Origin of the sequence: Paenibacillus sp. L3-i20 (genome assembly GCF_022180385.2) — a bacterium.
Classification (GTDB): Bacteria; Bacillota; Bacilli; order Paenibacillales; family Paenibacillaceae; genus Pristimantibacillus.
Map to the genome: position 1 here is coordinate 1,800,818 of NZ_BQME02000002.1, position 12,399 is coordinate 1,813,216.

General features: G+C 41.2%; 8 protein-coding genes. 3 read left to right on the forward strand and 5 right to left on the reverse strand.

Annotated elements, in window-relative coordinates; all coding sequences use genetic code 11:
• Window positions 1-46: 46 nt before the first annotated feature.
• Window positions 47-370, forward strand: coding sequence for a DeoR family transcriptional regulator (locus MFF31_RS22220; protein WP_238191131.1), 324 nt, complete (start codon window positions 47-49; stop codon window positions 368-370).
• A gap of 160 nt (window positions 371-530) precedes the next feature.
• Here the strand turns inward: MFF31_RS22220 and MFF31_RS22225 are convergent, their stop codons facing one another.
• From MFF31_RS22225 to MFF31_RS22240, 4 genes are all read right to left on the reverse strand, one after another.
• Complete coding sequence (locus tag MFF31_RS22225) at window positions 531-2,636, reverse strand: methyl-accepting chemotaxis protein (protein ID WP_238191133.1); 2,106 nt, start codon at window positions 2,634-2,636, stop codon at window positions 531-533.
• Between the two features lie 182 nt (window positions 2,637-2,818).
• The gene (locus tag MFF31_RS22230) at window positions 2,819-4,498 is read right to left on the reverse strand and encodes a type 2 periplasmic-binding domain-containing protein (protein ID WP_238191135.1); all 1,680 of its coding nucleotides are present in this window, start codon (window positions 4,496-4,498) and stop codon (window positions 2,819-2,821) included.
• 107 nt (window positions 4,499-4,605) lie between these two features.
• Window positions 4,606-6,213, reverse strand: coding sequence for a response regulator transcription factor (locus MFF31_RS22235; RefSeq protein ID WP_238191137.1), 1,608 nt, complete (start codon window positions 6,211-6,213; stop codon window positions 4,606-4,608).
• A gap of 16 nt (window positions 6,214-6,229) precedes the next feature.
• The gene (locus MFF31_RS22240) at window positions 6,230-8,029 is read right to left on the reverse strand and encodes a sensor histidine kinase (protein ID WP_238191139.1); all 1,800 of its coding nucleotides are present in this window, start codon (window positions 8,027-8,029) and stop codon (window positions 6,230-6,232) included.
• A gap of 234 nt (window positions 8,030-8,263) precedes the next feature.
• Here MFF31_RS22240 and MFF31_RS22245 point away from each other — a divergent pair, with 234 nt between their 5' ends.
• Entirely contained in the window at window positions 8,264-9,121 is an 858-nt protein-coding gene (locus tag MFF31_RS22245; RefSeq protein WP_238192197.1) for an ABC transporter permease, read from the forward strand.
• Window positions 9,122-9,162: 41 nt separating this feature from the next.
• The gene (locus MFF31_RS22250; protein WP_238191141.1) at window positions 9,163-10,035 is read left to right on the forward strand and encodes a carbohydrate ABC transporter permease; all 873 of its coding nucleotides are present in this window, start codon (window positions 9,163-9,165) and stop codon (window positions 10,033-10,035) included.
• A 116-nt stretch (window positions 10,036-10,151) separates the two neighbouring features.
• Here MFF31_RS22250 and MFF31_RS22255 read toward each other — a convergent pair whose 3' ends face one another.
• On the reverse strand, window positions 10,152-12,359 hold the full coding sequence (locus MFF31_RS22255; protein ID WP_375541346.1) for a glycoside hydrolase family 3 N-terminal domain-containing protein: 2,208 nt from the start codon (window positions 12,357-12,359) through the stop codon (window positions 10,152-10,154).
• Window positions 12,360-12,399: the final 40 nt, after the last annotated feature.

Below are 12,399 nucleotides of genomic sequence, written 5' to 3' on the forward strand. Positions count from 1 at the left end.
TGAATGGGAATGTAAGTAAATATATAGAAAATTTGGAGGGAACGCCATGCCACAAGAATTAGTAACAAGTATCAGATCTGAGAAAGCTCCATTAAGTGGTCAGAAACATCGTTCGAGCGGAAATTTTAGTACAGAGGTTCTTCCTCCGGGTACAAAAAGATTACGATGGGAAGTAGAAGGCGGAGGAGTAGACGAGTATGACATCACATTTGATGTCAAACGGGATGTGTCTGCGGGTACAGATCCTACGGAATTAAATGATGTGATTAGTGGAAATACTTCGACCGTCATATCGGCAAGATCACTTTATATTGCCAATCCATCTGGTGCTACGTCTTCATTTTTAGTAAAAGTGTATGCTATTTATTAAGACACCTAACTTTCAATAATAAATGCACCACGTTCACATTCTGGGACTGGCGCCATAGCCTGTGACACATATGAAAACACCCCCAAAGATTGCAACCATATTGTAAAATATGGAGGCAGCATTGGAGGTGTTTTTTACATTTCTTTTAAATAGGAACCAATTATATTTTAAATTTGGACAGATTATCGAGCAATTCCTGCACCATATCACTGAGTGAAGCAGATGCTGCACTAACTTGTTCCATGGAAGCGAGCTGCTGTTCAGCTGCTGCGGCTACGCTTTGTGCTTCGGCTGAAGCCTTATCTGCAAGCTCAGATTGATAATTAACAGTCGCAGATATTTGTTCTGTACCTGCTGTCATCTGCTCCGAAGCTGCTGAGACCTCTTGAAGTTGATCATTCACGCGTACCACTTCTTGCAGAATTGTTGTGAAGAGAACACCACTTACATGCACAGCATCAACACCAACTTTGATCTCTCGCACACTTTCCTGCATTGAAGCTTCGACTTGTCTTGTCTCAGCTTGAACTTCACGTAAAATCATTGCAATTTTACTCGATGCAGACTTAGCACCCTCAGCGAGCTTCCTAACTTCACCGGCAACCACCGCAAACCCTCTACCGTGCTCGCCTGCTCTCGACGCTTCAATTGCTGCATTTAATGCAAGTAAGTTGGTCTGCACACTAATATCCGTAATCAATTGAATAGCACTGCTAATCTCATCCGTTTTGCCTGCAAGCTGACGTAACGCTTCTTCTGTATGTGTAGCAGTTTGCTGGATGGAGCCCATCTTCTCTACTGCCAGCTGAATTCGCTCATTTCCGCGTCTTGTTTGGTCTGCTACTTCCTCTATGGATGCTGTAACCTCACCGCTCGATTCTGATATTCGCATTACACCTTCAGCCATCTCGAGTATGGCACGTGATGTATCCTCAGATGTACGACTTTGTGTTTGCGCACCTTCCGCTACAGCTTGAATCGATTCTGCAATTGTTTCGGAAGCTCTGCTTGTCTCGGCTGCCCCTGCCGTTAGTTCTTGCGAGGTTGCACCTACAGACATTGCGAGATCGGATACTTGTCTAAACATATCTCTTAATTTTTGAGACATTGTGTTAAAGGCTTCTTCCATCTGACCAATTTCATCTTGCGTACGGACAACAAGCTGTCCCCTTAAATCCCCTTCTGCCATTTCTTTCATCTTGCCCATCAGAGATCGAATCGGACTTACGATCATTACTTTTACCATAATAAATACGATTACACCTAACAGCAGCATCGCACCTACTGTCATCACCATTGATATGACCCTACTGCGCTCAAAGTTTGCAAAAATTTGTTCCTTCTCAACTGCTGTTTGTGTAAGCCACACTTGATCAGAGCCAGGAAGATCGAGCGTTTCAAAAGACCTCAAAACTTCTTTATTTTTAGAGTTTATTGTATAACCCGATGATGCCTTCCCATTCATTAGGCTATCCCACAATTTAACCTTACCTGGATTATCGCCAAAGTGCCTACCAATGGAAGTTGAATCATTTGGATTTGCTATATATAAGCCATCCCCGGTCACCAAAGATACATAACCGCCAAGAGGTTTGAACCCAGCAGCTGCCTCCTGCAATCCGCTCATTGATAGATCTATTCCCACGATGGCTAATACTTCACCTTTATCATCTAGAATCGGCTTCACAATCGTACTAATAAGTACTTTCTTACCAGATATCTCATAAATGATAGGATCTATGTATTGCAATTTCTTCGTTTTCTTCGTAACTGAATAATAATCTCCTACTCCTTCTTGCATATAATCTGCTAATATTTCTCGCTTAATCGCACCTTCATCACGTACAAAATAAACGTTAAATCGCCCGGATGGGTCAATTCCTTCTTGTTTACTTGAGGCAACTTCTACATCTTTTCCATCAAACGCATTAGGCTCCCAAAGTGTATATACACCATGTATAGTTGGGTTTATCTCTAATATATTTTTCAATAGCTTTTCCGCATCATCGCGGTCCGCTACCTCACTCAAACTGATTAAAGATTGAGATAACGTCGTTAGTGTAGATTCATAACCATGCATAGCGGACGTAATAAGTTGAGAATAAGCTTTACCAGCACTACTTGCTTCTATTTCCGCCTTCTCGATGCTCACTTTTTTCAAAGTGCTTAAGTTCACCATGCCATAGACACCAAATACAACAACCAGAGCGATCAGTAAAAAACAAATTAATTTAGCTGATAATTGTAACTTTCGGAAAAACCGCATTTGCCCCGCTCCTTATAATCGACTTCACTCTACATTAATCGACACAAAGTGACAAAAAATGAACAGATATACTCTTTAATTTTTCAGGTAAAAATTTCATTACAATTTCGTTAATCGAGTAACATTGGGAACGTAAAAACTCCGTCACTATTAATTAGTGACGGAGCTTGATTAAAAATGTCTTATTTCGTATTAACAGATTGGAACCATTCATTAACTTCCTTCGTTACTTGTTCGCCGCCGTTTGCTTTCCAGCTAGTAACGAAATCATCGAATGCATCTACAGGCAATTTACCGTAAACGATTTTATTGAATGTTTCTAGCTCAGATTGACGAAGCAAGTTCCACTTTTCAATCATTGCAGGAGTTGCTGCACCAGTAAAGTAGTTTTGTTTACGAACGTCAGCTTGTGACATTACAACTTTTGCAGCATACCAGTTTTCTGGTTTGCGGAATAGTTCTTGTTGCTTCTCATAAGGAGTCTCAGCTTTCTCGCCGTTCGCTAGCTTCACTAGAGTACTCATGTAAAGGTTAGGAATACGAGCTGGTCCTGTAATGTATGGGAATTTGTCGAAGAAACCATCGATTTTTTCTTTTTCATTTGTAGGTTTACCATCAATAATATCCCAGTCATAACCTTTAGCGAAACCATATTCGAAGTTGCCGCCTGCTACTGGATTAGCAAGATTTTCTAGAAGATAGTTATAGTAAAGGAAGAACGCCTCAGGATTTTTTGCATCTTTATTAATCATAAAGCTACTGTTAACACCTGAGTTTTGCCATTTCGTACCAACATGGCCATCTGGACCTGCAGGAACTGGGTAAGCTTTATATTCGGAACCTTGAACGTTTTTCATCAAATCTGGAGCTGGCCAGTCTGGAACCCAGTTAGCGCCAGGCAAGATGCCCGCTTTTCCACTTGTCCAAATTTCAGCTGATTTACCTTCATCCCATAGTGCGGAGTCAGGATGTACATAACCTTTATCCATCCATTCACGCATCTTAGCAAGTGCTTGCTTCGCTCCTGGATTAACTGAGCCGTATTCTAGATTACCGTTTGCATCTTTATTCCATTGCTCTTGAACTGAGCCATAAGCTCCGAACAACCAGTCAAGTCCGCCCATCCAAGTGTTTGTATTGTTTTTCATTGAAATAGCTAATGGATAAACATCTTTTGCAGCTAAGCCATCAGGATTTTCATTTTTGAACTTATCCATAATAACTTCTAGATCTGCAATTGTTTTTGGTGCTTCAAGCTTAAGTTTTGTCATCCAGTCTTCACGAAGCCATAGAAGTGTGTTGTCATTGTCCGTATATTCCAAAATCGGCAAGTTCCACTTCTTTCCGTCCTTAGTGAACGGGTACCATAGCTCAGGGTTATTGGCAGCATGCTCTTTCCAAATTGGACTTGCATACTTTTCGAACAGTTCTTCAACTGGAAGGAACTGCTTCGAATCAATAAGTTGATTCGTCAATACTGGATCAGTAGGTACAAATACGAAGTCTGGCAACTTCTCACCAGAAGTAAGTGCTAGTTGAAGCTGCTGCTTGTATTGATCAGCACCTGCTGGATACCACGTGTTTTTATATTTTAGACCTAGCGTTTCAAGCATCCAACGGTCATGAACATTGTTTTCCTTTGATTCGCCCTTTGTATATTCCTTAGGCATAATAACGGTACTAATTTCAATTGGAGGGTCGTACTTGCCCTTCTCGAACGCAATATCACCTTCGGATTTCGTTGTTGCAGTTGTGCCAGGATTCTCAGCGCCCGAGTTTCCTTTGTTATCGTCTTTACTGCAAGCCGATACGATGAGCATAATGGCAATTAGAGGCAACAATAACTTCTTGAATTTACTCATTTTGATTTCCCCCTGCTGTGTAAGTTATGTTCTAGTATTACTTTACCAATGGGTATAGGAGGCCATCTATATGATATTTTCAGTTTCCATAGGACTATGTTAGGTTGTTAATTTCCTTCCCTATATTCTTGCGGTGTAGTTCCGAATTGTCGCTTAAATACTTTGATGAAATATGCTGGGTCCAAATAACCGATATCCGCACTAATCTCATACACCTTTTTATCCGTTGTTTTTAGCTTGTGACATGCCGTCTCCATTCGAAGACGCGAGACGAAATCACTTACCCCTTCTCCCGTTTCAATCTTGTACAGCTTGGACAGATGGGTTGGGTGAAGGTTTACATGGTCAGCTAGTGCACGAAGCGATACGTCGAGATGTAAGTTAAGCTCTACAAACTTCTGAATTTTCTTCACATATAACGAACGAATATCCTTCACTTCACTAGAAGCTTTTTCCTTCAGCTTGCCCATTGTGTCAAATGTCCAACTCCGAAGTTTACCGATTGAAGAGAAAACTTCTCCGTTTTGCAATAATTCAATATCTCTGCCAAGAAGACTTTCAAGCGAATGTCCGTTGCGATGGGAGTAATGAGTGAAGGTGGATGCAATCAAATACCCCGCTTCCAAGCAATGTTCCCAAGAATCGGACCACTTCTGATCCAGTTCAGCAAATACTTGAGTCAACTTCTCGTCCACCGAATCCCATCGTCCGGCCTCCAGCAAGTTTTTTAAACTAGGGGGAGCATGGATTACGTCCAAAACCCCTTGCGATACTTGCCGGTCATGGTCGTCTGCCCGCATAACAAATTCTCGTTCGTCTCCAACGATTTGCCTGAAACAAGCAAGTGCATGACGGTATTGGTGGGAAAGTTTACTCGGAAAATCGAATGGCTCCGTCATTACTACGGACAGTGATCCCTTCAAGTATTGCTTTACTTTCGCTTGGAGCTGTATAGCTGCTTTTTCAACTTTCAATTCTTTAGCAGCGCTTGGAAGCTCCTCCTTGAACTGCAACAGAAATGCGAGATAACCGTGTTCTTCTTTCGCGCTCCATACATATGCAAATTCGCCAAAGATCTCCTCAGCAATATTCATAATAGCGAATTCCATTAAATGCTGCCCGTTACTTCGAAACAGTCCATATTCCTCTTCTATTCGAACAAGCAACAACGCACATTCACCAAAATGAAGTGGAAGGTTATAACTTTCAAGCTTTTTATCCCATTCATGAGCTGACAGTTGTTCTCCCCGCAACGCATTTAACAACAATTGACTGCGTAATTGAGGCAAGCTTTCTCTAAGAATCGTTTCAATTCTTTCGTAAGAGCTCACGTTCCCCCACTCAGCCTCTAGTTGCTTAATCGCTGATTTCACTGCACCGAGCAGTTCCTGATCAGTAGGTGGTTTTAACAAGTAGTCAACCGCTTGGTTCCGAAGAGCTTCCTTCGTATATTCAAAGTCCGAATATCCTGAAAGGATAATACATTTTATCTTTTTGTCACGATTGCGGATTTCTTCCATCAGCTCAAGTCCTGTCATCTCTGGCATAAGAATGTCGGAAATGACTATGTCAATTGGATGAATTTCAATTAACTGCAGTGCCTCTTGTGCGGAATATGCTCGATGAACTTGTTCAATTCCTAGTGTATGCCATGGTTTAGTCGTAGATAGGTTATCTACCCAATGGGCTTCGTCATCAACGATGATCATTTGCATGTAATTTTGCTCCTTCTTATTGGGATGGATGATGCTGTACATCGCCAGCATTGAGCTCCCACACGATTGTGGCCCGAACTCCTCCAATTTCCGATTTAGTAAAAGTAAGATTCGATTTTCCTCCGAACAAATGAATAATACGTTGGTTCGTATTCCAGAAGCCGTACCCCATATCTTCCCGAAGTGGTTGACTCATACTAGCGTTCAGCATCTCTAACTGTTCTTCTGTCATTCCTGGTCCGTCATCCTCTACAGAAAGTTTGCAGAAACCCTCTTCTATTTGACCGGTAATTCGAATTTCACCTGACGAAAACGTCTTTCCAACTCCATGAATAACTGCGTTTTCTACAATTGGCTGAAGCATTAATCGCGGTACTTGCTGTTTCATCATTTCCGCTGGAATATCTATGTGATAATGAATTCTAACGTTACGAAGTTTCTGAATGTCCAAGTAATTAACGATTAAGCCAACTTCCTCACTCATGAAAGCTGTTGGCCGCTCTAATCGCGTCATGTACCGATAATAAGCACTTAGATTGTGCCCCATTGAAACGACTGCCTCTTCATCCTTCATTTCTGCCATATTGATCATATATCCGATACAATTGTACAAAAAATGCGGATTGATTTGAGCTTGCAATTGTTTTAAAGTCGCTTCCCTTACTCTAAGCTTCTCGTTTAATACATTATCAATTAACTCTTGAATTTGCTGTGACATATCATTAAACCGATAAAATAAAAATGCAAACTCATTATTTACATTCGATTCTATTCGCACCGAGAAGTCGCCCTTTTGTACACTTTGCAAACCAAGGATTAACTTGCGAATTGGGCGTTGAACATTCCGATAGAGCAACACCGAAGCGGAAAGCCCAACAACAAAGAGCAAGCCCATCGCCAAATAAAATAAATTACGATTCTTCGATAACGGGTCCAATATTTGATCGAGAGGGACAATATCTACTAAATGCCATCCTAACGAAAACGATTTCACAGAACTGATCAAGTATCGTTTATTCTCCAGTTCTACAACTTCCTGCATCGTATCTTCAAGTTCTATCCCATCTAAATAACGAACAAGTTCACTCGACAAATCCTCACTAGCACTTCGATTTAAGATCGGCGAATTTCCATTGTGATAGAGCAATGGATCACCTTGACCGCCTGTTTTATACGCATCTAGCATATTTTGAATATTTTCATGATAAAAGCTAGCTTGTACGACTAAATTACTGCCTATAAGAGCATCTTGTTCTCCGAAAGAATCGGTATAAAACCAATGGAATGCCGCCGGCTTTTCTGGAGTGACTGCTTCCCCATCACCATAAGACCATCTACCGGTAACATTTCTTTTCAAATATTGCTCTTCATACTGCACCATTCTATCAGCATTCGAGATAGCCTCTTTGTTCAGTTGTGAATATACCGTGAATTCTACTGGCCAAATATTCATAACCCCTGATTGGAGCATCATCTTTTCTTGAATAACAAATTTTGTCTGCATCCGATCATAACGATCATCCCATATGTTCAATCCATTAAATTTACGTACGTTCGGATCTCTTGAGAAGGTAACGACAAAATCCATCGTTTGATTAATCCGCGCTTCCATTTGGCTCGAAAAATAGGTCAACTGTTTCAAATTCGATGCTTGAAGCTCTTTATCAATAACTGCTAATGAAGCTTTGTTTGAGTATGTGAAAAAGATGATTACCGGAATAAAAAGGATGATAATCAGCCAATTTATTTTCGCAAACAAGCTCATTTTAAAACCTAACTTTCTTCTAATCATGCCTATCCCTCTTCCAACCATCATTTATCTTCCCCCCGAAAATTCCATAACAAAACCCTATCGATCCTAATAAAGTCTTATAGTTCGATGATCATACGTGTTGGTATTATATATAGCAGGGCTTCGCCTTATATACAAATGAAATTTTTAGAAAGGGAGAGAATAATGGACCAGCTAACTTCAACACATCCCAATCTCAAAGCCTCACGGAAAACGAAGAAGAGAACAGGTTACAGAATACCTTGGATACTTCATTTAATGGTGCTTCCAGCTGTAATATCCGTTTTCATTTTTTCCTATATACCTATGGGCGGTATCGTTATGGCCTTCCAGGATTATACGGCTGCACTTGGAATTACAGGCTCTCCATTCGTAGGTTTAAAGCATTTCCGGTACATGTTCGAAAATGATTACTTCTTAAAAATTACGCTGAATACCGTTATTTTTGCTTGTTCCAAAATTGTTTTGAATTTATTTATTCCATTTATCTTTGCACTATTGTTAAACGAAGTTCGGAATATGGCTTACAAAAGATCTATTCAGACACTCGTTTACCTGCCTCACTTCCTGTCATGGGTTACACTAGGAGGAATTCTGATTGATCTGCTTGCCCAGACCGGTATTATCAATCAACTACTGACTGCTCTCTTCGGTACTAAGCCTATTTTCTTCTTAGGAGATGGTACTTGGTTCCGACTTACTATCATTTTCAGTGATGTTTGGAAAGAATTTGGTTTTAATACGATCTTATTCCTTGCCGCACTCGCTGGAATTAATCCTGCCCTGTATGAAGCTGCCGAGGTTGATGGCGCAAGCAGAATCAAACAAACATTGCATATTACGATCCCTTCGCTAACTCCGATACTAATTGTTATTGCAACGCTTGCACTTGGTAACGTACTTAACGCAAACTTTGACCAAGTATTCAACTTGTATAGCCCAATGGTCTATCAACAAGGTGATATCATTGATACATTTGTCTACAGAGAAGCTATGCTTAGCGGACAATTCAGCTTTGCAACTGCTGTCAGCTTGTTCAAATCACTAATCAGCCTAGTCCTAATTATTGTTTCATACCGTCTAGCTAGTAAATACGCTGGATATCGTATTTTCTAATACGAATCGATCGAACTATTTACTTGAAAGGGTGACCACTTGTGTATCATAAAACCGTACCATATCGCATATTTAGCGTGTTCAACTATATTTTTCTTGGCATAGTTTCAATTTTATGTTTGATGCCGCTCTACCACTTGCTCATGGTTTCCTTCAGTGATACCGCAGCAGCCAACGCAGGACTTGTTACGTTGTGGCCCATCGATTTCACCCTTGAGGCTTACGCTCGTACATTCGAAAATGATAACTTTACAACATCACTAATGGTCTCACTTAAGCGTACTATTCTAGGTACAGCAATGGCACTTGTAGTTAACGCAATGGCTGCATACGCTTTGTCCAAGGATAGCCGTATATTCCATGGTAGAAACGTGTATCTCTGGTACTTTGTCGTTACTATGTTATTCAGTGCTGGTCTTGTGCCAGGCTACATTCTAATACTAAAACTTGGCCTTCTGAATAATATTTTCGCATTAATTTTGCCAGGACTCGTTGCTGTTTATAATGTAATTCTGCTATTGAATTTCTTCCGCTCTGTACCTAAGGAACTAGAAGAAGCAACCTTTATTGACGGCGCAGGATATTTCAGAACCTTCATCTCGATTTATATTCCAATCTCAATGCCAGCTATTGCAACAATTGCATTGTTTACGATGGTGGGACACTGGAATGCGTACTTCGACGGACTGATCTACATGAAGGGCGTAGAGAACTTGCCGCTTGCCAGCTTCATGCAAACATTAATCGTACAAGGCAGTCAAACTGGCTTTGATTTATTACAAATCAAAAACATGTCAGAGCGAACACTTAGAGCATCGCAAATCTTTATAAGTGCTCTTCCAATCCTGATCGTGTACCCATTACTACAACGTTTCTTTGTAAAAGGTATTGTTATAGGTGCTGTTAAGGAATAACATCTTGTACACAAGCAAATAGCGACACAATTGGGGCTGTCCTTTGGGACAGCCCCTTCGTATTGTTTAGATGTAAACTTGATGCTTACAATTATCTTTTTACTTTCCGTTAAACACTATTTCTCTAATCGGAATGGAAGTGCTGTATTGGACTTGCTGTTCGGACCTACGAATGCAACAAATGCTCCTGCATCGCTATCATGAGTAAGATCAGAATGGTAGTAACGCAACTGGTTCTCCGAAAGGACAAATTCGATCTCCTTGCTTTCTCCAGGCTGAAGAGCCACCTTACGATAATCCTTTAGCTCTTTAACTGGACGTACAACCTCACCTGACATATCTCTAACGTATAGTTGAACGGTCTCCACACCAGCAACGCTGCCTTTATTCGTCACCGTAACAGTCACTTTAATCGACTCTTCTACCGTTATAACATCTGATGATAATTGTGCTGCACTATATTCAAAATCAGAATAGCTAAGGCCGAATCCAAATGGCAACAGCGGTTCATTAGGGATATCTAAAAATTGAGATACATAACGAACCTGAGCATCTGGAGCACCTTGTGGACGTCCTGTGTTGTAAGCATTGTAATAAACAGGTACTTGACCTACGCTATATGGGAATGACATGACCAATCTTCCGCTTGGATTCGCATCACCGAACAAAAGTTCAGCTACTGCACTGCCCGCTTGTGAACCCGGGTACCATGCTTCTAAGATCGCATCTGCTTCTTCGTACACACCATGCAGATCTAATGGACGTCCATTGAATAGTACAGCTACCATTGGTTTATCTAACTCTTTAAGCTTACGAACCAACTCAAGCTGAATATGTGGCAGACGAATATCAGCTCTGCTTGCTGCTTCACCGTTCATGTCCGAATGCTCACCTAATGCGAGTACAATAATATCTGCATCCTGTGCTGCTTCAAGAGCAGCTTGCCATTGCTCTTTCGTGCCAGTCTCAATGCCACAGCCTTCTGCTACTAGCAGTTGTCCATGTCCGCTTAACTTATTGTTCATTCCAGTCGCAAGCGTAACTGCGTCTTCCTTAGCGCCTGTCCAAGACCAAGGACCAAGTACATCATTGTTTGCTGCAAACGGACCAATTAGTGCGATCTTATGATCACGCTTAAGCGGCAAGACATCATTATTTTTGAGCAGAACACAAGATTTTATAGCCAGATCTTGTGCAACTTCGCGATGTTCCTCGCAGAATACGATCTCTTTCTCTCGCACTGGATCAGCAGCACGATAAGGATTTTCGAATAAACCAAGCTTCTCTTTTAATTGCAAAATGCGTAGGACCGCCTCGTCGATAAGCGCTTCATCCACTTCTTTATTCTCCACTAGCTCGGACAAATGCTTCACATAACAAGCCGTCATCATTTCGATGTCTACGCCTGCTTTGATCGATTTAAGCGCTGCTTCAGATTCATCAGCAGCAATTCCGTGAGCGATCAATTCTCTAACTGCTCCCCAGTCGGAAATGAGAATACCGTTAAAGCCCCATTCTTCCCGCAGCAACTTTCTCATTAACTTAGAGTTGCCTGTCGCAGGAATACCATCTACTGTGTTGAAGGATGTCATCACCATCTCACAGCCCTCATCTAGTGCTGCTTTATATGCTGGCAAATAAAACTCACGCATCTGACGATCTGAAAGATCTACTGTGTTATAGTCACGACCAGCTTCAGCAGCACCATACGCTGCAAAGTGTTTCACGCAAGCGGCTACTCTGTCCATATCATTTGCAAGATCTTTACCTTGGAATCCTCTTACGAAAGCTTTAGAAAACTCAGCGTTTAGATATGGGTCTTCTCCGGTTGATTCTACAACACGTCCCCATCTTGGATCACGCACTAGATCTACCATCGGTGCGAAAGTTACATGCACACCAGATACAGCTGCTTCCTTGGCAGCAATTTCTGCGCTTTTCTCCGCAAGATCCATATCCCAAGAACATCCAATTGCTAATGGAACTGGGAATATCGTTTTGAAACCATGCACAATATCCGCCATCATCAAAAGAGGTATGCCGTGACGATTGTAATTAAGATGTGTGCGCTGTACATTAATAACTTCTTCCGCTCCAGCTATACCTAGTACCGAACCAGAATTATGAACCGTTTCTTCTTTAATGCCAAGGGAATCCATCGGTCCTGTAATTAGTCCGTCACCGTGCGCACCTTCATAGAAAGGTACCGCCAGTTGTATAAGCTGAGCCACTTTTTCATCAAGTGTCATTTGTTTAATTAATTCATCTAAATTCACTTTGTTACTAGCTACGTTTGGAGTCTGTTCGTTTTGTTTTGACATCATTAGCACAACCTCTCTTGTTGTCATTCACAACTTAATCGAA